The 20,578-nt window shown below is 68.5% G+C and carries 21 protein-coding genes; 9 read left to right on the forward strand and 12 right to left on the reverse strand.

Annotated elements, in window-relative coordinates; genetic code table 11:
• Positions 1-13: 13 nt before the first annotated feature.
• The 6 genes from rbfA to rimP all read right to left on the reverse strand — a co-directional run bounded on the left by rbfA (position 14) and on the right by rimP (position 6,175).
• A complete protein-coding gene (rbfA, locus tag IT779_RS02865; protein ID WP_196147513.1) occupies positions 14-460 on the reverse strand; it encodes a 30S ribosome-binding factor RbfA in 447 nt (148 codons plus the stop codon).
• A 32-nt stretch (positions 461-492) separates the two neighbouring features.
• Positions 493-783 carry a DUF503 domain-containing protein gene (locus IT779_RS02870; RefSeq protein WP_196147791.1) on the reverse strand — a complete coding sequence of 97 codons (291 nt, stop codon included), beginning with the start codon at positions 781-783 and terminating at the stop codon, positions 493-495.
• A gap of 65 nt (positions 784-848) precedes the next feature.
• Positions 849-3,854, reverse strand: a complete 3,006-nt coding sequence (gene infB, locus IT779_RS02875) for a translation initiation factor IF-2 (protein ID WP_196147514.1) — start codon at positions 3,852-3,854, stop codon at positions 849-851.
• 109 nt (positions 3,855-3,963) lie between these two features.
• Complete coding sequence (locus IT779_RS37405) at positions 3,964-4,242, reverse strand: YlxR family protein (RefSeq protein ID WP_196147792.1); 279 nt, start codon at positions 4,240-4,242, stop codon at positions 3,964-3,966.
• 227 nt (positions 4,243-4,469) lie between these two features.
• Complete coding sequence (nusA, locus tag IT779_RS02885; RefSeq protein WP_196147515.1) at positions 4,470-5,498, reverse strand: transcription termination factor NusA; 1,029 nt, start codon at positions 5,496-5,498, stop codon at positions 4,470-4,472.
• Complete coding sequence (rimP, locus tag IT779_RS02890) at positions 5,495-6,175, reverse strand: ribosome maturation factor RimP (RefSeq protein ID WP_196147516.1); 681 nt, start codon at positions 6,173-6,175, stop codon at positions 5,495-5,497. The genes nusA and rimP overlap by 4 nt, the downstream gene beginning before the upstream one ends.
• Before the next feature lie 233 nt (positions 6,176-6,408).
• Between rimP and IT779_RS38680 the strand changes: the two genes are divergently transcribed.
• The 3 genes from IT779_RS38680 to IT779_RS02905 all read left to right on the forward strand — a co-directional run bounded on the left by IT779_RS38680 (position 6,409) and on the right by IT779_RS02905 (position 7,856).
• Positions 6,409-7,152, forward strand: coding sequence for a hypothetical protein (locus IT779_RS38680; protein WP_332838619.1), 744 nt, complete (start codon positions 6,409-6,411; stop codon positions 7,150-7,152).
• Positions 7,149-7,577 carry a ferritin-like domain-containing protein gene (locus IT779_RS02900; RefSeq protein ID WP_196147517.1) on the forward strand — a complete coding sequence of 143 codons (429 nt, stop codon included), beginning with the start codon at positions 7,149-7,151 and terminating at the stop codon, positions 7,575-7,577. Before IT779_RS38680 ends, IT779_RS02900 begins: the two co-directional genes overlap by 4 nt.
• Before the next feature lie 102 nt (positions 7,578-7,679).
• Positions 7,680-7,856 carry a hypothetical protein gene (locus IT779_RS02905; RefSeq protein WP_196147518.1) on the forward strand — a complete coding sequence of 59 codons (177 nt, stop codon included), beginning with the start codon at positions 7,680-7,682 and terminating at the stop codon, positions 7,854-7,856.
• Positions 7,857-7,863: 7 nt separating this feature from the next.
• Here IT779_RS02905 and IT779_RS02910 read toward each other — a convergent pair whose 3' ends face one another.
• Both IT779_RS02910 and IT779_RS02915 read right to left on the reverse strand, forming a co-directional pair.
• Positions 7,864-9,615 (reverse strand): acyl-CoA dehydrogenase family protein, encoded by a 1,752-nt coding sequence (locus tag IT779_RS02910; protein ID WP_196147519.1) that lies wholly within the window; start codon positions 9,613-9,615, stop codon positions 7,864-7,866.
• 114 nt (positions 9,616-9,729) lie between these two features.
• A complete protein-coding gene (locus IT779_RS02915) occupies positions 9,730-11,478 on the reverse strand; it encodes a proline--tRNA ligase (RefSeq protein WP_196147520.1) in 1,749 nt (582 codons plus the stop codon).
• A 79-nt stretch (positions 11,479-11,557) separates the two neighbouring features.
• Here IT779_RS02915 and yaaA point away from each other — a divergent pair, with 79 nt between their 5' ends.
• On the forward strand, positions 11,558-12,301 hold the full coding sequence (gene yaaA / locus IT779_RS02920) for a peroxide stress protein YaaA (protein WP_196147794.1): 744 nt from the start codon (positions 11,558-11,560) through the stop codon (positions 12,299-12,301).
• 85 nt (positions 12,302-12,386) lie between these two features.
• Here the strand turns inward: yaaA and IT779_RS02925 are convergent, their stop codons facing one another.
• On the reverse strand, positions 12,387-13,013 hold the full coding sequence (locus IT779_RS02925; protein WP_196147521.1) for an HD domain-containing protein: 627 nt from the start codon (positions 13,011-13,013) through the stop codon (positions 12,387-12,389).
• A 262-nt stretch (positions 13,014-13,275) separates the two neighbouring features.
• On the opposite strand from IT779_RS02925, the gene IT779_RS02930 reads away from it, so the two are divergent.
• Complete coding sequence (locus IT779_RS02930) at positions 13,276-13,851, forward strand: TetR/AcrR family transcriptional regulator (RefSeq protein WP_196147522.1); 576 nt, start codon at positions 13,276-13,278, stop codon at positions 13,849-13,851.
• A gap of 2 nt (positions 13,852-13,853) precedes the next feature.
• Positions 13,854-15,080 carry an NADH:flavin oxidoreductase gene (locus IT779_RS02935; protein WP_196147523.1) on the forward strand — a complete coding sequence of 409 codons (1,227 nt, stop codon included), beginning with the start codon at positions 13,854-13,856 and terminating at the stop codon, positions 15,078-15,080.
• Positions 15,081-15,205: 125 nt separating this feature from the next.
• Here IT779_RS02935 and IT779_RS02940 read toward each other — a convergent pair whose 3' ends face one another.
• Together IT779_RS02940 and IT779_RS02945 are read right to left on the reverse strand one after the other, a co-directional pair.
• Positions 15,206-16,360 (reverse strand): DUF7802 domain-containing protein, encoded by a 1,155-nt coding sequence (locus tag IT779_RS02940; RefSeq protein ID WP_196147524.1) that lies wholly within the window; start codon positions 16,358-16,360, stop codon positions 15,206-15,208.
• The gene (locus IT779_RS02945) at positions 16,357-17,292 is read right to left on the reverse strand and encodes a metal-dependent hydrolase (protein ID WP_196147525.1); all 936 of its coding nucleotides are present in this window, start codon (positions 17,290-17,292) and stop codon (positions 16,357-16,359) included. The genes IT779_RS02940 and IT779_RS02945 overlap by 4 nt, the downstream gene beginning before the upstream one ends.
• 235 nt (positions 17,293-17,527) lie before the next feature.
• Here IT779_RS02945 and IT779_RS02950 point away from each other — a divergent pair, with 235 nt between their 5' ends.
• Positions 17,528-18,151, forward strand: coding sequence for a TetR/AcrR family transcriptional regulator (locus IT779_RS02950; RefSeq protein ID WP_196147526.1), 624 nt, complete (start codon positions 17,528-17,530; stop codon positions 18,149-18,151).
• A gap of 196 nt (positions 18,152-18,347) precedes the next feature.
• Here IT779_RS02950 and IT779_RS02955 read toward each other — a convergent pair whose 3' ends face one another.
• Positions 18,348-18,689: a DUF2283 domain-containing protein gene (locus IT779_RS02955; RefSeq protein WP_196147527.1), complete on the reverse strand. Its 342-nt coding sequence runs from the start codon at positions 18,687-18,689 to the stop codon at positions 18,348-18,350.
• A 255-nt stretch (positions 18,690-18,944) separates the two neighbouring features.
• Here IT779_RS02955 and IT779_RS02960 point away from each other — a divergent pair, with 255 nt between their 5' ends.
• On the forward strand, positions 18,945-19,676 hold the full coding sequence (locus tag IT779_RS02960; protein ID WP_196147528.1) for a DUF7873 family protein: 732 nt from the start codon (positions 18,945-18,947) through the stop codon (positions 19,674-19,676).
• Positions 19,677-20,134: 458 nt separating this feature from the next.
• On the forward strand, positions 20,135-20,548 hold the full coding sequence (locus tag IT779_RS02965; RefSeq protein WP_332838620.1) for a PPOX class F420-dependent oxidoreductase: 414 nt from the start codon (positions 20,135-20,137) through the stop codon (positions 20,546-20,548).
• Positions 20,549-20,578: the final 30 nt, after the last annotated feature.

Consider the following 20,578-nt stretch of genomic DNA (forward strand, 5'->3'; position numbering starts at 1 on the left):
GTCGCCGTTCGGCTCAGGACTCGTCGCCGTCGCGCTCGACCTTGTACGGGTCGGCGTCACCGGCGTGGGTCGCCGTCGAGGCTACCTTGGCGACCGCGTCGTCGGCGGCCCTCGCCCGCGCTAGTAGTTCTTCCATCTCGCGCGCGGCGTCGGGCACCTTGTCCAGCACGAACGCCAGCGTCGGGGTGAACTTCACCCCGGTGCCCGCGCCCACCTTCGAACGAAGCACGCCTCTGGCCTTCTCGAGACCGGCGGCCGCGGCCGCGTAATCCGGTTCGGCGTCGAGGGTTTCGCCCATGACCGTGTAGTACACCGTCGCCTCGCGTAGATCACCGGTGACCTTCGCGTCGGTGACCGTCACGAAACGCAGCCGCGGATCCTTGATCTCGTATTCGATCGCGGTCGCCACGATCGAGGAAATCCGCTTGGCGAGTCGGCGTGCCCTGGCTTGATCCACCATGGCCGTTTCCTCCTCACATCACTATCGAACGTTCAGTCCTCGGGTCCGAAGATCCGGCGGCGCACTGCCAGCAACTGTAACTCCGGACGGGCCGCGACGTGCCGCTCACATTTGTCGAGCACCTCGGTCAGATGGCTCATGCCGGGGCTGACCATGGCGATGCCGAGCAGTGAACGGCGATGCAGATCGTGTTCCCCGCCCTCGGCCGCGCTCACCCCGAAGCGCTGCAATTCGGCCAGCACCGGCCGGATCACCGAACGCTTCTGTTTGAGCGAGTGCACATCGCCGAGCAGGATGTCGAACTCGAGTGCCCCCAGGTACACGCACACCTCTCCAGTGTCGGGTCACGGTGCCGCGCGCCTGCGCGGCACCGTGCATCCCGGTCGAATCAGTCGCGCGGCTTCTCGCGCAACTCGTATGCCTCGATGATGTCGCCTTCTTTGATGTCGTTGTAGGTGACGGTCATACCGCACTCGTACCCTTCGCGGACTTCGACGGCGTCGTCCTTCTCCCGCTTGAGCGAGGAGATCGTCATCGTCTCGACGATCACCACGTTGTCACGCAGCAGACGCGCCTTGGCATTGCGTTTGACGCTGCCCGAGATGACCATGCAACCGGCGATATTGCCGATCTTGGAGGACCGGAACAGCGCCCTGATCTCGGCGCGACCCAGCTCGACCTCTTCGTAGATCGGCTTGAGCAGGCCCTTGAGCGCCTTCTCGATCTCGTCGATGGCCTGGTAGATCACCGAGTAGTACCGGATGTCGACGCCCTCGCGGTTGGCCAGCTCGGTCGCCTTGCCCTCGGCCCTGACGTTGAACCCGATGATGATCGCGTTCGAGGCCGAGGCCAGGTTGACATCGGTTTCGGTGACGCCACCGACACCGCGGTTGATGACCCGCAGGCGCACCTCGTCGTCGATCTCGATGCCCATCAGCGACTCTTCGAGCGCTTCGACGGTACCCGCGTTGTCGCCCTTGAGGATCAGGTTGAGTTCGCTGGTCTCCTTCAGCGCCGCGTCCAGGTCCTCGAGGCTGATCCGCTTGCGGCTGCGCGCCTGCAGCGCGTTGCGCTTGCGGGCATTGCGCCGGTCGGCGATCTGCCTGGCGATGCGGTCCTCGTCGACGACGATGAGGTTGTCACCGGCGCCGGGCACCGAGGTGAAGCCGACGACCTCGACGGGCCGCGACGGCAGCGCGGCCGTGACATCGTCGCCGTGTTCGTCCACCATGCGCCGCACGCGGCCGTAGGCGTCGCCCGCGACGATCGAGTCGCCGACGCGCAGCGTGCCGCGCTGGATGAGCACCGTGGCCACCGGACCGCGACCGCGGTCGAGGTGGGCCTCGATGGCGACACCCTGGGCGTCCTGGTTCGGGTTGGCCCGCAGGTCGAGGGCGGCGTCGGCGGTCAGCAGCACGGCCTCGAGCAGCGCCTCGATATTGGTGCCCTGCTTGGCCGAGATGTCGACGAACATGGTGTCGCCGCCGTACTCCTCCGCCACCAGCCCGTATTCGGTGAGCTGCTGGCGGATCTTCTGCGGATTCGCGCCTTCCTTGTCGATCTTGTTGACCGCGACCACGATCGGCACGTCGGCCGCTTGGGCGTGGTTGATCGCCTCCACCGTCTGCGGCATGACGCCGTCGTCGGCGGCGACCACGAGGATCGCGATGTCGGTGGCCTTCGCACCGCGGGCACGCATGGCGGTGAACGCCTCGTGACCGGGGGTGTCGATGAAGGTGATGAGCCTGTCCTGCTCGCCCAGGTGGGTCAGCACCTGGTAGGCGCCGATGTGCTGGGTGATACCACCGGCCTCGCCCTCGCGGACGTTGGCCTTGCGGATGGTGTCGAGCAGTCGGGTCTTGCCGTGGTCGACGTGGCCCATGACCGTGACGACCGGCGGACGCTGTTCGAGGTCGCCCTCGTCGCCCTCGTCCTCGCCGTAGGTGAGGTCGAAGGATTCGAGCAGTTCGCGGTCCTCGTCCTCGGGGCTGACCACGTGCACGACGTAGTTCATCTCGCCGCCGAGCAGCTCGAGGGTCTCGTCGTTGACCGACTGGGTCGCGGTGACCATCTCGCCGAGGTTGAACAGCGCCTGGACCAGCGCGGCCGGGTTCGCGTCGATCTTCTCCGCGAAGTCCGACAGCGACGCGCCGCGGGCCAGACGGATGATCTCGCCATTGCCGCGCGGCAGCCGCACGCCGCCGACGGCGGGCGCCTGCATGCTCTCGTATTCGGCGCGCTTGGCCCGCTTCGACTTGCGTCCGCGACGCGGTGCGCCACCGGGACGACCGAACGCGCCCGCGGCGCCGCCACGGCCACCGGGACCGCCGGGACGACCACCGCCGCCACCGCCGGGACCGCCACCGCCGGGACGACCGCGGAAACCGCCGCCCGCCGCGGGAGCGCCCGCACCGGCGCCGGGAGCACCGCCGCCACCGGCCGCACCGCCGCGGTAGCCACCGCCACCGCCGCCGCCACCGGGACGACCGCCGCCACCGCCGGGACCGCCGCCGGGACGACCGGGACGACCGGCGCCGCCACCCGCACCGGGGCCGGGACGAGCCGAACGCTGCGGCATCGCACCAGGATTCGGGCGCGGAGGCATGGAGCCGGGGCTCGGCCGCGAGCTACCGCCCGGGCGCGGGCCACCGCCCTGCGCGGCGGCCGGACGCTGCCCGCCGCCCTGCGACGGACCGGGACGCGGACCACCCTGCGCGGGACCGGGACGCGGACCACCCTGCGACGGACCGGGACGCGGCGCGCGCTCGCGTTCGGGCGCGGGAGCCGAGGAATAAGGGTTGTTGCCGACCCGAGGGGTCTTGGGGCCCGGCTTGGGGCCGCCGGGACGCGGACCGCCGTTCTGCGACGGCCCAGGGCGCTGTTGCTGCTGGCCGGGACGCGGACCGCCGCCGGGGGTCGGACGCGGACCGGACGGCGCCGCCGGGGACGGCGCGGACTTGGCCGCGGGCGCCTGGAAGGTCGGCGCGGGAGCGGGGGCGGGAGCCGGGCCCGGCTTCGCCGACGGGCCGGGACGCGCGCCATCACCGGGACGCGGCGCGGGACGGCTCGGCGCGGACGCCGGACCGGCCGACGCGGCCGCGGGCGCCGGGGTGGCGGCCTGGACGGGCGACGGACGCGGGCCGGGACGCGGACCGCCCGGAGTGGGCTTCGCGCCGGGGCGCGCCGAGGACGGACCCGGACGGGCGCCCGACTTGGATTCCGACGACGAGGATTTCGCCGACAGCGATTCGCGCAGCCTGCGTGCGACGGGCGCTTCCACCGTCGACGACGCGGACTTCACGAACTCGCCCTGCTCCTTGAGCTTCGCGAGTAGTTCTTTGCTTGTGACACCGAGTTCTTTGGCCAACTCGTGCACGCGGGCCTTGCCTGCCACTGCTCTCCTCACTGAGAGGTCGAGCAGCTCCGCCGTTTCAGGGGACGGCGGCCCGCACGACCTCGGGTTATCTCCGACGGACGTTCATCGTTGGTACTTCACGGTGTGCTCATGAGTGCTCGTGCCTGTTCTCGAGGTAATGCTCCAGGGCTGAGATATCCAGATGTCCGGACACTCGTAGTGCTCTGCCGATCGCTCGGCGCCGTTCTGCGGTGCTCAGACAAGACGAAAGGGGGTGCAACCAAGCACCCCTTCCGGGAAGTCTGCGCCGTGGATCCGGAACGATCGCGACGATACGGGACCCGTCTCCGGATTCCCGAACCTGCGCGACGATCCGCAACAGATCGACGGCCAACTCGCGCTTGCGACATCCCACACAGGTCCGCACCGGAGCCGATCGGCGCCGAGGCGTCGAATCGAGGGTGCTTTCCTGTGGAGAAGGTGCAAGCTCGCGCTGAACCTGAGACCACTCTACCGCCGACCGGGCCCGAACACCGAACCCCGCCCCCGAAGCGGCCGTCGACGCCGGGTCGGCCGCATCGTTTTCCCGACTCGATCGGCCGGACGCGTGACTCGCCGCGCGGACCGCCGCACCCGTCGGCACGCCTGCTTCGGTCAACTGCGGTGCGCCTCCGTCCGCACGCTGCCACCCACGTCAGGGGCCGCGTCGCTGCGGATATCGATGCGCCAGCCGGTGAGCCGAGCGGCCAGCCGGGCGTTCTGGCCCTCCTTGCCGATCGCGAGCGACAGCTGGAAATCGGGCACGACGACCCGCGCGGCCCTCGCGTCCGGGTCGACAATGGTGACCGATACCACTTTCGAGGGTGAGAGCGCGTTACCGACGAAGGCCGCCGGATCGTCGGCGAAGTCGATGATGTCGATCTTCTCGCCCGCGAGTTCGCTCATCACATTGCGCACCCGCTGCCCCATCGGCCCGATGCACGCGCCCTTGGCGTTCACGCCCGAGACCGTCGAGCGCACCGCGATCTTGGAGCGGTGCCCGGCTTCGCGCGCCACCGCGACGATCTCCACCGAGCCGTCGGCGATCTCCGGCACCTCGAGGGCGAAGAGCCTGCGCACCAGATTCGGGTGGGTGCGCGAGAGGGTGATCTGCGGTCCGCGCGGTCCGCGCGACACCCCGACCACGTAACACTTGATCCGGTCGCCGTGTTCGTAGGTCTCGCCCGGCACCTGCTCGGCGGGCGGCACGAGACCCTCCGCGCCGTGCAGTTCGCTGCCGATGCGCACCACGACGGTGCCGCGCGCGTTGGCGCGGGCGTCGCGCTGCACCACGCCGCCGACGATATCGCCTTCGTGCGTGGAGAATTCGCCGAAGGACTTCTCGTTCTCGGCGTCGCGCAGGCGCTGCAGCACGACCTGGCGCGCGGTGGTGGCCGCGATCCGCCCGAATCCCTCCGGGGTGTCGTCCCATTCGGAGACGACGTTGCCGTCGGCGTCCACCTCGCGCGCCATCACCTTGACCACGCCGGTCTTCTGGTTGATGTCGATCCGCGCGTTCGACTGGTGGCCCTCGGTATGGCGGTAGGCGGTGAGCAGGGCCGACTCGATCGCGGAGATCACCGTCTCGATCGAGATCCCCTTGTCGGTGACAATCGCGCGCAGGGCTTCGATTTCGATGTTCATTCCACGATCCCTTCGGTCGGCGCATCGGAGGTTGTTTCGGATACCGCGTCGGTTTCGGCGGCGTCGGCGGTTGCCGCGTCGTCGATGGTCACCGAGTCGTCGTCGGGTTCGCGTCCCGGCGTCGGCCTGCCGGGCGCGACGCCGCCCGCCAGTTCCAGCTCACGCGCGCCAGGCGCGCTGAATTCGACCTGCACGACCGCGCGCTCGATATCGGCGAGCGGCACGCGCACCCGGTGCGGGCGCTGCTTGCCGCCGAGAACGAGCGCGATGTCCTCGCCATCGAGCGCGCCGACCCGAGCGTCGAATCGGCCCGACCCGCCCGGATCGGGCGGCTGGACGCCGGAGCGCAACTCGACGCGGACCTTGCGCCCCCGCGCGCGGCGCCAGTGCCGGTCGGCGGTGAGCGGACGGTCGACCCCCGGTGTGGAGACCTCGAGCAGGTACGGCGTCTCGCCGAAGTCGGCGACCTCGTCGAGCACCGCCGACAGATCCTGGCTCAATACCGCGATCGTGTCCAGGTCCGCCGAGTCGTCGCTGTCCACGGTAACCGTCACCCGAGCCTGCGCTTGCGCATGCCTGCCCGACGCCGAGATCTCGACGCTCTCCAGGTCGAATCCTCGACGTTCGACGAGCCCGGCTATCAGCTGGCTCACCCTTTCCTCGGTCGGCATCGGCATGTGAGGCGGCTCCTGGTTCAGTTGTGACGTGATCGGGTCTGTTCGAGCGACGCTTCGGCAGGCGTCCACGGCAAATTTCTCCACCGAAGGTCTAGCGTAACGCGCCCCGAGAGTGTAAAGGACCAGCAGCCTTCGGCACGCACACCGGGTGCGCACCGTCGCGCGCGTCCGCGGCGAATCGCGAGCCCGCGCCGCGGTCCTCGACACCGTATCGAGTCTGGCACGATGGTCGCGTGCCCCTTCGCCCCCCTGCCCCGCCCGCCGGGTGCATCGCAGGCGTCCCGGTCGACCGGCCGGGCCACGTCCCGGCCCGTCCCCGCACCGGCCTCGCGCAGACCGTCACCGCGTACCACCGCGCCGAGCGCGAACATGTCTCCGTCGCCGACCCGTACCCGAGCGCGAGCGAACGATCGGTCGCGCCAACACATCCCGACCCGGCGGGGGTCCGGCGCGCCGTCGACCGCCGCACCGCGCTTCGACTCGCGGGCGGCGGTGCGATGGGCGCCATCGCACTCACCGCCGTGGCGGGTTGCGCCGACGAACCGATCTACCTCCCGGATCCGCTGGCCGCACAGGAGAGCTCCGCGCGCGCCGATGCTGCGGCCGCCACCGCGGCGATCGCGCTCGCACCGCAACGGCAGGCCGCGCTCGCCGCGATCGCGGCGCAGCGCACCGAACACGCGGCGGCGCTGCTCGCCGAGGTGCAGCGGGTGATCGGCGTCTACGGCGACGGGACCACTCCGGTGCACCGCACCGCCGACCCGAACACCCCGGTCGCGGCGCCGGGCCGCACACCAGCGCCGACCGCGCCGCTGGAACCCGTCGCACCGCCGTCCCTCGACCAGTTGCGCGAGCAGCTCACCCGGTCGCAGCGGTCCGCGGCGGACCTGGCCCGCACCCAGAACGGCTATCGCGCGGGCCTGCTCGCCTCCATCAGCGCGGCCTGCGCCACCCAGACGGGAGTCCTGCTGGCATGACCGACGCCGAACACCGGGCCGTGCTCGACGCGCTCGGCGCCGAGTACGCGGCCGTCTACGCCTACGGCGTGATCGCGGCATACGCCTCCACCGAACGCACGCGCCTGGTGGCCGAGTACACCGCAGCGCACCGCGCCCGCCGCGACGCCACCGTGGCGGCCCTCACCGCCGCGGGCGTGCCGGTTCCCGCGCCGGAACCCGCCTACACCGCGCCGTTCCCGGTGGACGATCCCATTCCGGCCGCGAATCTCGCGGTCACCGTGGAGAACGACGCCGCGATCGCCTGGCGCGCGGTGGTCGAGCAGGCGGTCTCCGAGGCGACGCGCGGCCTGGGCGTCGAGGCGTTGACCGACAGCGCCCTGCGCCTGGCGACCTGGCAGGCCATTCTCGGCACGCCGACGTTCGCGCTGCCGGGCCGAGCCTGACACCGGAACGCAGGCGATCCACAGCCATCCCGAGGCGGACCGGCGCCGAATAGTTGTCACTATCGTGTTGCCGCCCAATGGGATCGCCGGAGGATTCGACTCGTGACCCGTTCCACCCGCCGCATCGGCATACTGCTCGTCATCGTCTTGGCCGCCGTGGCCGCCTTCCTGTCGGCGGGCCCGGCCGCCGCACCGGTCCGCGCGACCGACGAGGACCGCCGGGAAAGCCACGCCGAGGACGAATCCGACGACTTGGTGGTCGACCTGTACCTGGTCTGACGCGCGCCTACGGCCGCATCGCGTACGCCCCGTTGTAGGCGGCGACCCGCGCCCACATCCGGTCGAAGCGTTCGGCGTCAGCGACGGGGGCGCGCAGCGCGCCGACGGCCCATTCGCGCTGCGCGGGCGTCGCCGACGACTTGCCGAACAGGGTGGTGGCGTGCCCGTTGAAGTCGCGGATCTGGAAGTCGAAGATCTGGTCGAGCACATCGCGGTCGATGGCGGTGATCGCGGCCTGTTCCAGGATCAGTTGTCCGTAGACGACCAGCGAGAACAGGTGGCCCACCGTGAGCATGAAGTCCAGGTCCGCGCGCTGCGCCTCATCGGGCGCCGCGGTGCTCAGCAGGGTGCGCAGCGCGAGGGCCTGTTCGTGGAAGCGGGCCACGTTCGCCACGTCGGCGTGCTTGTCGTAGATCGGGGTCCAGTCGGCGAATCGTACGGCGCTCGCGCCGCGCGCAGGTCCCTGCCGCCAGAAGAATTCGTCGTCGCCCGGCTCGAGGCGGGTGCCGATCTCCGGATACTCGCGCGGGTCGAACAGATAGTTCGGCATGAATTTCAAGATCTGGCCGACATTCACGTGCACGGTGCCCTCCAGCCGGGGCAGTGTTCCGATCAGCCTCGCGACCTGCGCGAAATAGGTGTTCTTCTCGAATCCCTTGGCCGCCAGCACATCCAGCAGCAAGGTCGTGACGATTTCACCCTCGGAGGTCACCTTGGATTTGGTCATCGGATTGAACAGCAGGTAGCGGCGGTCGTCGAGATTCGCGCTGCGGAAATAGTCGACGGCGCGGTCGCTGAACAGTTTCATCGCGACGATACGGCTGTAGGCGTCCACGAAGTTGCCGCGGACGTGCGGGAATCCGGTCACCGGGCGGCCGTACAGAATTCGGTTGTCGGCGTGCGTGATCGCCTCGTGGAATGCGTGTTCCACCATGCCGATACCGCCGTGGCACAGGTTGAACTTGCCGACGTTGACGGTGTTGAGCGCGGCCGAGAAAGCCTCGGGGCCGGTGTGCAGAATGTCGGACGCGCGCACCGGATAGTTCACCAGCCGGAAATTGCTGACGAACATCTGGCCGTGCACCACATTGTCGATCAGTTCGTATTCGGCGCGGCGACTGTCGGCGGCGAACCACACGTATCCGTCGGCGCCCTCGATATCGGCGCGACGCGAGAACACCGACACCATACTGGCGACGTTGCCGTTGCCGATGTAGTACTTCTCGCCGTCGGCGCGGAACAGGACGCCGTCCTCGGCGTCGGCGCTGCCGGGTTCGCTCGGGGTCAGCACCAGGTCGGTGTTGTAGATGTCGGCGCCGTGCGCCTGTTCGGACAGCCCGAACGCCATCACCTGACCGTCGGCGAGATCGGCGGCGGCCCTGCGCTTGGCTTCCTCGTTGGCGCTCTGCCAGATCGGCCCGAGACCGAGAATCGTCACTTGCTCCGCATACCAGTAAGCAAGCCCGTAGAAGCCGAAGATCTCCGAGAGCGCGGCATTGCGGGCGGTGTCCCAGCGCCGGTTCGGATCACCGTCGGCGTAGGCGGCCGGGGTGAGGAAGGTCGCGAACAGTTTCTCCCGCTTGACGAAGTCGAGGAAGTCCGCGACCCACACCGCGTCCAGGTCGTCGGCGAGCAGCCGCGTCTTGCCCTTGGCCTCGAACCACTCGACGGTGGCCTTCAGCAGCCGCCGTGTCTCCGCGTCGAAGTGTTGCGGATCGTAGGTGGCGGGGTTGAACAACAGCGCGTCGGTGCTCGTCATACGGTAAAACTACCAGCGGGTAACACCACGAAGTCGCGGGTCCGCCGAAAGTGTGACCAGCCGATTCACCCTACGCGACCGTAGGTGGGAACCCCGGCCGAAGCCGGGGTTGGATCAGCCCCGAATCCTCGCGACCACCGCGTCGACAGCGGCTTGCGCGTCGATCTCCTCGACCGCGCCGGTGAAGCGGTCGCGCAACTCGACCTTGCCCTCGGCCCAACCGCGACCGACCACGAGCACCCACGGCATGCCGAGCAGTTCGGCGTCCTTGAACTTCACGCCCGGCGACGCGGTGCGATCGTCGAACAGCACGTCCAAGCCGCGCGCGTCGAGTCCGGCGACCACCTGCTCGGCGCCCGCGCGCGCGCTCTCGTCCTTGTTCGCGATCACCACGTGCACATCGAACGGCGCGATCTCCGACGGCCAGCGCAGGCCCTTGTCGTCGTGCTGCTGTTCGGCGACCACCGCGACCATGCGGGAGACGCCGATCCCGTAGGAGCCCATCACCAGGCGCACCGGCTTGCCGTTCTCGCCGAGCACGTCGACCTCGAAGGCGTCGGTGTACTTGTATCCGAGCTGGAAGATGTGCCCGATCTCGATGCCGCGCGCGGCCACCAGCGTGCCGTGGCCGTCCGGGGAGGGATCGCCGTCGCGGACCTCGGCCGCCTCGATGGTGCCGTCGGGCACGAAATCGCGGCCCGCGACGAGTCCGACGACGTGGCGGCCCGGCTCGTCGGCGCCGGTGATCCAGCGCGTCCCGGTACCGACCCTGGGATCGACCAGGTACCGGATGCCGTTGTCCAACAGCGCCTTCGGGCCGATATAGCCCTTCACAAGGAATGGGTTGGCCGCGAAATCGGCCTCTGTGAGCAGTTCCACCTCGGCGGGCTCCACCGCGGCGCCGAGTCGTTTCTCGTCCACCTCGCGGTCGCCGGGGATGCCGATGCCGACGATCTCGGACTTGCCGTCCGGGTGGCGCAGTTTCACCATGACGTTCTTGAGCGTGTCGGCGGCGCTCACCCGACGGTCGACGACCTTCGCCGACTCCGCCCACGCCACCAACGCGGCGATGGTCGGGGTGTCCGGCGTGTCGTGGACGACGGCCGGGGGCAGCCCGCCCAGGGGCAGCGGCGCGGGAGCGGGCGTGACCACGGCCTCGACATTGGCCGCGTACCCGGATTCGAGCGACCGCACGTAAGTGTCCTCACCCACGGGACTCTCGGCGAGGAACTCCTCCGACGCGCTGCCGCCCATCGCGCCCGAGGTGGCCGAGACGATGACGTAGCGCACCCCGAGCCTGGCCAGGATGCGCTGATAGGTCTCGCGGTGCGCCGCGTAACTGCGTGCGAGTCCGGCCTCGTCGAGATCGAAGGAGTACGAGTCCTTCATGATGAATTCCCGCCCGCGCAGGATGCCCGCGCGCGGACGCTCCTCGTCGCGGTACTTGTTCTGGATCTGGTAGAGCGTGACCGGCAGATCCTTGTAGGAGTTGTACTCGCCCTTCACCGTGAGCGCGAACAGTTCCTCGTGCGTCGGGCCGAGCAGATAGTCGGCCTGCTTGCGGTCCTGCAAACGGAACAGCGCGTCGCCGTATTCGGTCCAGCGCCGCGTGGTCTCGTACGGTTCGCGCGGCAGCAGCGCGGGCAGCGAGATCTCCTGTGCGCCCATGGCATCCATCTCCTGGCGCACGACCTGCTCCACCTTGCGCAGCACCCGCAGACCGAGCGGCAACCACGAGTACACGCCGGGAGCGATGCGACGCACATAACCCGCGCGCACCAGCAACCGGTGGCTGGCTACTTCGGCGTCGGCGGGGTCGTCGCGCAGGGTGCGCAGGAACAGGTGGGAGAGGCGGGTGATCACGGCTGACACAGTAGTCCCCGCGCCCGCGCGGACCACCACCACCCGAGGCCCGCGCAGCGCGCCGGTACCGTATCCGCTCGTGCTGGTGCTGCTGCCTCCCTCCGAAACCAAGTCCGACGGCGGCGCCGACGCGCCACTGGAACTCACCGGACTCGCGATGCCGCAGCTCACGAGCGTGCGCGAGGAGCTGCTCACCGAATTGATCCGACTCGCCGCCGATCCCGACGCCTCCCGCGTCGCACTCGGTCTCGGCAAGGGCGCCGAATCCGAGATCGCCCGCAACGCCGCATTGCGCGCCGCGCCGACCCGTCCCGCGCTCGAGCGCTACACCGGCGTGCTCTACGACGCGCTGGACGCGAAGGGGTTCACCAAGGTCCAGCGGCAGAAGGCCGAGGCCAGACTCGCCATCGGCTCCGCGTTGTTCGGCGCGGTCCGCGCGGGCGACCGCATCCCCGCCTACCGCCTGTCCGGCGGCTCCAAACTGCCCGGTCTACCTACGTTGTCGGCGGTGTGGCGCGACCACCTCGGCGCCGCGCTGGCCGAGGAGGCCGACGGCGAACTGGTCATCGACCTACGTTCGGGCACCTACCAGCAACTCGGGCGTGTCCCCGGCGCGATCACCGCCAATGTGCTCACCGAACACCCCGACGGCAGTCGCACGGTGGTCAGCCATTTCAACAAGCACCACAAGGGACTCCTGGCGCGCGCCCTGGTCCTGACGCGCGCCGATCCGACCGATATCCGCGCGGTCGCCCGGATCGCCGCCAAAGCCGGGTTGCGCGTCGAGATCGCCTCCCCCACCGAACTTCTCGTGGTGACCTGAGCTCTCCCGCGAGTTCGCGCGCCGCTTCACCGCGCAGGCAGGCACGGAGAAATCGTCGCCCGCACAACTCTCGTGACGCTCTGAGCTAGCCCGTCAGCGCCGCCAGCTCGCGCGCGAGGTTGGCGCGCGCCGCGGGTTCGTACCGTGCGCGCGCGAGCTCGGTGTGGAACAGTCGCGGCTGTTCGGCGAGTCCGCGCAGTACCGCCGCGCGGCCATGCCGGAACGCATCGTCCGGTACGTGCCGGTACTCGGCGCGCACGGCGGCGGCATAGGCGGCGTATCCGGGTTCGTCGGCCGCCAGCACCGCCAGGTCGGCGTCGCAGAGCACGCCGCCGTCGCGATCGTCGGACGCGGGATCGTGGCGCGCGGTGACACGTACCAGCCGCGCGACCTCGGAGGTCAATTCGGGCGCTGCTCCCATCGACGGGAGCACGACCTCGGCGAGTTCGGCGCTGCGCTCCTCGTTGTCGGCGCGATCGACGGCGTAGATCGCGTCGTGGAACCAGGCCGCGTACCGAACGGCATCGGCGTCGGCGGCGTCTTCGGCCAGGTCATCGATCACCCGCAGCATCGCGAGCAGGTGGTGGACCGTGTGATACCGGCGGTGCGGCTCGGCGTACCGCCGCACCAGATCCGCACCGACCGCCGCGTTCTCGGCCCCGGCGAGATCGACCCACCGCACCGACAGTTCTCGTTCCGCCTCGGTTGCCATCGGCCCAGTCTCACCGATGTGCGCTGTCGCGGACAACGGGTCGGGGTTGTGCGTTCCGGCACTCCGCGGATCCCGACCCCGGCACCCGCTCCGCCCGAGTCGGCCATCCCGTCGGACCGGTCGGGCGAATTCACGGTGCTCCGATACGCGGTCCACCCGCACGCCCCCGAGAGCGTCGTAGGTCAAGCGGCGCGCAGGTGGACCCCATCAATGGTTCAATCACTGATTGAAGTCTCGTTTGAAACGTGTTCTACTTCTGTCCATGGTCGAGAAGGTCTCCCGAGGAACCCGCGAACGGTTGTTGGCGGCGGCCGAACGCCTGCTGCTGACCGAGCCCTACGACGACGTATCGGTCCGCGCCGTGTGCACGGCGGCGGGCGCCAACCCGGCGGCCGTGCACTACCACTTCGGATCGAAGGAAGCGCTGGTAGGCGCGCTGATCGAGGACAGGCTCGGACCGCTGTGGGCCGACGACATGGCGCACGCGGCCACCCGGCGGCCCACCTCGGCGACCGAACTGGTCGACACCGTCCTCGCGCCGTTCCGCACCCTCGCCGCCGATCCGCTTGGACGGCTGCACCTGCGGCTGCTCGCGCGCTTCGTCCTCGGCCGCCACCTCACCGCATGGCAGGGCCGCTGGTTCCGAATGGACTCGTGGACCGGGCTGCTGCCGCATCTGAGCGCCGGTGAGAGCCGCCGTCGCTGGATGCTCGCCTTCGACCTGATCATCATGCGATTCGGCAGCCCCGAGGTCGAGGAATACGGCATATCCGAACGCGCGGTGGCGACCCTAAGGGATTTCGTGGTCGCCGGACTCACCGCGCCGACACAGGAGTGAGCATGCACGATGTCTTCGCCCCCGCCCGGCTCGGCCCGATCATGTTGCGCAACAGGGTGATCAAAGCCGCCACTTTCGAGGCCCGCACTCCCGACGCCCTCGTCACCGACGATCTCGTCGCCTTCCACCGCGAGGTCGCCGCGGGCGGCGTCGGGATGACGACGGTCGCCTACTGCGCGGTCACCCCCGGCGGTCGCACCGACCGCAGGCAGCTGTGGATGCGCGAGGAAGCCGTCGCCGGACTGCGCGCTCTCACCGACGCCGTGCACGCCGAAGGCGCGGCCGCGAGCGCCCAGATCGGCCATGCCGGACCGGTCGCCAACGCCGCCTCCAACCGCGCGCCCGCGCTCGCGCCGAGTCCGCTGTTCAGTCCGCTCGGCATGCGCGCCATGAAGGTTCCCGACGAGACGGAGCTGCGCGAGGTGGTTGACGCGCACGTGCGGGCGGCGCGACTGGCCGAACAGGCCGGATTCGACGCCGTGGAAATACATTTCGGCCACAACTACCTGGTGAGCGCCTTCCTCAGCCCGCTGCTCAATCGACGCGAGGACGGCTACGGCGGCTCGACGCGCAACCGCGCCAGGCTCGCCCGCGAGATCGCCGTCGCGGTGGCCGACGCCGTCGGCGGGCGGCTCGCCGTCACCGCGAAACTCAATATGGAGGACGGGCGACGCGGCGGGCTCACCGTGCCAGAAGCGCTCCGGGTCGCCGCCTGGCTGGAAGCCGACGGCGCCTTGGACGCACTCGAATTGACCGCGGGCAGTTCACTTCTCAACCCCATGCTGCTGTTCCACGGCGACGCGCCGCGCCGCGAGTTCGCGAAAGCCCTTCCCGGACCGGCACGATGGGGATTCCGGCTGATCGGGCGCGCATTCCTGAAGGAATACCCCTATCGCGGAACCTATCTGCTGGAACGAGCCCGCCAGTTCCGCCGCGAACTGTCCATGCCGCTGATCCTGTTGGGCGGCATCACCGATATGGACACCATGCGCACCGCCATGTCCGAGGGTTTCGAGTTCGTCGCGATGGGCCGGGCGCTGCTGCGCGAGCCGGACCTGTTGCACCGCATCCGATCCGACGAAACCACCCGCTCGGCGTGCGTGCACTGCAACCGCTGCATGCCGACCATCTACACCCGCACCCGGTGCGTGTACCGCCTCGACCCACACGAGCCGATCCCCCTCACCGTTGCGCCACGCCCGGCGCGTGCCGAGCAGGACCGGGCGTAGGCGAGCCGGTCCCGCCGGAACCGGATACACCGCGACTCGACATGGACCGTGTCGAACCCGGAACGATCCGAGCGACAGGTGCGAGCATCATGCCGTCCGAGTGAACACCGGACGGCACGACACCATCAGACGGCCTGTTCGACCGCAGCGTCCTCTACCGCGCGCGAACCGCTCCCCGTCCGCTTCGGCACCGTTAGCGTGGCGACCAGACACAGCACCGCGATGACGAAACATCCTGCGGCATACCAGATATTGCCGATCGGGTCACCGTTGGGCGTCTCACCGTCCACAGCGTCGAGGAAGGCGGGCAGCGCCGTCACCCACAGCACCGCGAGCACCCCCAGATACACGAAGCCGTAGATCTGGACGAACCGGTTGGTGTAGGGCTCGACATCGGAATCACCCGCACGCAGACTCGTCCACTGCCGCAACAACACCACCGCCGCGACGACCGCGACCACAACCAACTCCGCCGCGTACAGCACACCGCGCACCGTGTCGCTCCCGGCGCCACCCACCGTGGCGGGCAGCGGAAGCACGAAGGTGCCGAGCGAGGCGAGCACACCGATCAGCACCGTGCGCCCCACCAGCTGCGCCCCGGTGAACTCGCGTCCCCGATCGACGTGACGCCCCACGAACAGCTGCGCGAAGAACGCCAGCGACATCGGCCACAGCGCCGCGAACACCACCACGCTCGGCAGCGGAACCGAGTCGAACATGGGCTGGTTGAGCGGATTCTCGGTGGTCCATTCCCACCAGCGCAGCTGCGGCCCGATGTGGTCGAAGATCTCGTAGAAGGCGTGGTGCACGAATCCGACGCAGACCGCGCCGACGAGCACGCCGTACCGGCGGAACACCCCGAGCATCCTGACGATCTCGAAAGCGAGGGTCGCCGCGAACGGGTAGATCGCCACGATGTAGATCGGCAGCCGCCCCCACAGGAATTCCACGGTGAACAGGTTGTGCGCGAACATCGTGTCCACGTGGGCGTCGATGCCGAAGGCGGCGGGGAAATACAGCGGCGGTTCGATGATGAACAGGTAGGCGGTCGCGCCGAACCAGACCACGAGATTCGTCGGGTCGCCGTGGCGGCGGTACCGGGTGATCGCGTAGACCAGCGCCAGGATCGCGCCGAGCACGATGGTCACCTCGAGCACGAGCAGCGTCCAGTTCTCCAGCCCGAAGGGGTTGTTCAGGTCGACGAGACCACCGATATCGTCACAGGTGAAACCCATTTCGTCCGCGAGTCGCGCGAACGTGGCCGCGCAGTGGTCGCTCACCGGTCGGCTCCCGCCGTCGCTTCGGCGGTGTACCAGCGGGTGACGTCGTAGCCCGCGGCGAAGCGTTCGAACCACACGCCCGCCAGTTCCGGCAGGTTCTCGTGCTCGGGATTGTGCCTCGGCAGTTGGCTGCGCACGATCCCGACCAGCGCGACGAGTTGTGCACGCAGCGGCAGGGCGTCGAACGCGCGCGGCATGGGCCCGTGGTCGGTGTGGTCGAGCCACGGCAGTCGCTTGCGAATCCGCTGCACACGCCGGTGCGTGGCGAACATGGCCAGGCAGTCCACCTGCCGGTCGGCGAGCGGCACGTGCTCGTTGAACCCGACGCAGGCGATGCGTATGACCTCGAGGACGTGCCGGAATATCGACGGCGCCATCCGCATTCGGTAGATGTCGCTGCCGACCACGGCGTCGAAGACGATGAGCGCGGAACTGCGGTGTTCGACCTCTTCCACGAAATGCCACAGGAACAGCGAGGCGACCCGGTCGTCACCCGGCGCGAACAGTTCCGCGTCGTTGTCGAGCATGAGTTTGAAGACCGGCGTGAAGGTGGCCTCGAGGTCGGCGGTGTAGGCGAGCCGGTATTCCAACGATTTCTCGGCGGTCATCGTGTCGAACGCACCGACGACCTGGCCGAGTGTTTCGCGCAGCCCCGGATACCGCCGGATCAGGGCGTTGGCGTGCTGGCGGTGCGCGGTCGAATGCTGCCCCTCCTGGCGCACGAACGCGTCGGCCTCCTCGGCGACCGCCGGATCGGTGATGCGCGGCATGGTCTCGCGAATCATGTTGACGATCATCTTCTCGAAGCCGATCGCCAGGAACGACACCGCGTTGGCCATGGCCGAGAAGGCCGGATTGCGCTCGTTCCAGATGAACGGGACGTCGTAGTCGGCGAATGCGAAACGCATTTTCCGCACCTGTAGATCCGTCACTGTGCTTTCACCTCATGTCGGTCAGGAGCGGGCAGACGTGACGCCGCTCACCCACGATCGAGGTAATCATACACAGAACCGATTTTCTGTATGATGTGATCGCGAACATCGCTCCGACCAGGGCGAACATCCGGACCGACGGCCTGTGGTAGCGTCATTTTCACTGAACGGTCGCATGCGCCGCCGCGGCGACTTGGTACCCGAGAAGCACAGTGTGAACCGAGGGAAGCGAGCAGTGGCAGGCAGGCGCGGATGGGGCGGAGACCCGCCGAGCAGCGACGAGGAAGCGACCCGTCGCATCGTCGCGGCCGCCGTGGAACTGATCGGGCGCACCGGCACCGAGATCAGCATCGCCGACGTCGCCGAATCACTCGGCGTCATCCGCCAGACCGTATACCGCTATTTCCCCAGCTCCGACGCCCTGATGCAAGCCGCCGCCTACGCCGCCGTCGACGGATTCCTCGATCAGCTCGCCGAACACGTCAGCGGCAACACCGACCCCGCCGACGCCATGACCGAAGCCGTCCTGTTCACCCTCACCCAGGTGCGCCGGATCCCCCACCTCGGCCTCATGCTGTCGAGCACCTATTCCAACGCCCACCCCGAAGAAGTCGCCTCCGAACGAGCACACCTGTTCGGCATGGCGATGCTCGACCGCTTCGACGTCGACTGGCGCGGCCACGGATTCGATGACCGCGCCCAACACGAACTGGTCGAATACACCCTGCGCACCATGCAATCCTTCTTCATCTCCCCCGGCACCCGCACCGAAGCCGAACAGCGCCACTACCTGCGCCGCTGGCTCGGAGCCGCCATCCGCGCCCAAGCCGCGACCGTCCCGAGCGGGGGCGCGACCTAGTCCTTCCCACGCCGGTGAGGCGACACACGCGGCGATGAAAGGAGCGCGAACCTGGACGTCGCGCAGGAGTTCCTGTCCCAAGCTGCTCCAGCACGCACATCGGCGACGGAGCCGAAGACACACATTAGGCCACAGTCTCCGCAGCTGAAAACCGTTCGGAAACAGACGATCTCGCAGTGCACCCGACCTGCCGACATCAACAGGACCTGACCTGCGCCACCCCTTCTCCGACGCCGACAGCCGCTCCACCGACCGAACTGAACAAGGCGACGAAGCCACTGACAGACGGTCGAATGTTCTGCAGAGCCGAGACCACGTCCGAATGAATGTGCCAGTCCCGCATCAGCGGCCCCACGGGAATCTCCGCCGACAAGCTGAGCACCTCGATCCCCACCACCATGTCCATCGCATCCAGATCGATCAACACACTGTCCGTGACCTCGACAGTCCTGACAACGGCGCTGTCGTTCAACTGGATATACGCGGCACCGACATTCGGGTCGATCTGCAACTCAACCTTTCCCGTCATGCGGTTCATCTGTCCTTCCATGCGACTGACTTCACTGTAAGAGTTCCGTTGTGCAGATAGGGAGCCACCTGGACCGAAGGGATCGGACGACCATCGATCGGTGCGCCCGCCGAGTGCCGAAATTCGGATGCGGTCGGTCTCGAGGGACGCGTACCGTGATCACAGCGGCGGGCAGGACAACCAGAGGCCGCGCACCAGAACCGTGAAAAGAATTGCGGTGGAAGCACTTCGGCGAACACACCGAGCGCCGCGGGGAGGTAGGACATGACCAAGCTCAACCAGATCATCGCCGTCGAGAAGGGCGTCAAGAGTGGCGCGGCGCGGGAGCTCGCGGAGACCCACGGGCTGTTGAACAAGCCCGCCCTGCTCGCCGGCATCGCGCGCACCTACCAGCCCAAGGACGAAGAAGGCGAGCAGCTGCCTCCGGAATCGACTCGGGTGCAGGTGAAGTCGGAGGAGGTGTTGCGGCGCACGGCCGCCACGCTCACCCGGCTCTTCGATGTCACGGCGACCAAGGACTGGGCCAATACCGAGGCCAAGGCCGACATCACCGTCGACGACACCACCCTGCTGTCCGGCGTACCGGTCTCCTACCTGCTCTTCCTCGAAAAGCAGCTCACCGACCTGCACACCTTCGTCAAGAAGCTCCCCGTCCTCGACGCCGCCGAGACCTGGACCTTCGACGACTCCACCGACACCTGGCGCACCGACGCCGTCCGCACCCTGCGCACCAAGAAGGTCCCACGCAACCACGTCAAGGCCGAAGCCACCGACAAGCACCCCGCCCAGGTCGAGGTCTACTACGAAGACATCGCCATCGGCTACTGGACCACGGTGAAGTTCAGTGGTTCGCTGCCCGCTCGGCGGGTCAACGAGTTGGCGGAGCGGATCGAGAAGGTGCAGCGGGCGGTGAAGTTCGCGCGGGAGGAGGCCAATGGCGCGGAGATCACCGACCGTAAGGCGGGGGCGGCGATCTTCGAGTATCTGTTCCGGTGACACCGACCGGGGCGAGTGCGGCTCGCCCCGGTCCCACAGTCGTCCCCGCCGCGTGCGGGGACAGCGCGAGGAGCGCACACTCACACTGAAGTTCGGAAAATGAATCACACGGTGTCAGTGCGGGTTCGAATCCCGCCTCGGGTACCCGCCCGAGTAGCCCAAGCGGAAGAGGCAGCCGTGACGACACTCAAATTCTCGCTCCAGCACGAGTATTCGCCGCCGAACACCGATCAGGAGGAAAGGGCTCGCAGCGCCGAGATGCCGGTTCGACTCCGGCTCCCTCAGCCACGATGGGGGATGGCCTAAAGGTAGGGCGCGTCGCGATCAGAGTGACCCGATCCCCTCGATCCGGTTGTGCGAATTGGGTGGCACACGCGGAACCCCGTGGGCAGGCTAGGCCCACGGGGTTCTCCACTCGAAAAGGAATGATCGGCCGGTCGAGCACGTTGCGCACAAGCGTGACCACAGTTGAACTGTCCGCAGAGCTCAAGAAGTACATCGATGAATCGAAGGTGTTCGCGACCGCGGCCACCATCAACCCCGCCGGTGAACCGCACCTGACGGTGGTGTGGATCGAGCGCGACGGCGACGACATCGTGTTCTCCACCACTCGCCCGCGCCGCCAGGGTAAGAACATCGCCCGCGACGCGCGCGTCACCATCCTCATCAATCCCCCGGAGAACCCGTACGTGTACGCCGAGATCGTCGGCACCGCGACCTTCACCCCCGACCCGAACCGCGAACTGCCGGATCGCCTGTCTCGCAAGTACACCGGACAGGATTACGGCGACTTCAACCCGTCCGCTCCCGACGACAGCGCGGATCGCATCACCGTCCGCGTGACACCGCGCAAGATCACCGGCCGGTTCTGAAGACGCCGAAGCGCGGCGGAATCCCCGCCG

It is taken from the genome of Nocardia bovistercoris, assembly GCF_015674855.1.
GTDB classification, from domain to species: Bacteria; Actinomycetota; Actinomycetes; order Mycobacteriales; family Mycobacteriaceae; genus Nocardia; species Nocardia bovistercoris.

Coding starts and splice junctions, on each gene's coding strand:
- nusA (WP_196147515.1), bottom strand. CDS start 5,498: ATGAACATCGAAATCGAAGCCCTGCGCGCGATTGTCACCGACAAGGGG.
- IT779_RS02910 (WP_196147519.1), bottom strand. CDS start 9,615: ATGACGAGCACCGACGCGCTGTTGTTCAACCCCGCCACCTACGATCCG.
- IT779_RS02960 (WP_196147528.1), top strand. CDS start 18,945: ATGACCAAGCTCAACCAGATCATCGCCGTCGAGAAGGGCGTCAAGAGT.
- IT779_RS02955 (WP_196147527.1), bottom strand. CDS start 18,689: ATGAACCGCATGACGGGAAAGGTTGAGTTGCAGATCGACCCGAATGTC.
- rbfA (WP_196147513.1), bottom strand. CDS start 460: ATGGTGGATCAAGCCAGGGCACGCCGACTCGCCAAGCGGATTTCCTCG.
- IT779_RS02925 (WP_196147521.1), bottom strand. CDS start 13,013: ATGGCAACCGAGGCGGAACGAGAACTGTCGGTGCGGTGGGTCGATCTC.
- IT779_RS02900 (WP_196147517.1), top strand. CDS start 7,149: ATGACCGACGCCGAACACCGGGCCGTGCTCGACGCGCTCGGCGCCGAG.
- rimP (WP_196147516.1), bottom strand. CDS start 6,175: ATGCCGATGCCGACCGAGGAAAGGGTGAGCCAGCTGATAGCCGGGCTC.
- IT779_RS02935 (WP_196147523.1), top strand. CDS start 13,854: ATGCACGATGTCTTCGCCCCCGCCCGGCTCGGCCCGATCATGTTGCGC.
- IT779_RS02930 (WP_196147522.1), top strand. CDS start 13,276: ATGGTCGAGAAGGTCTCCCGAGGAACCCGCGAACGGTTGTTGGCGGCG.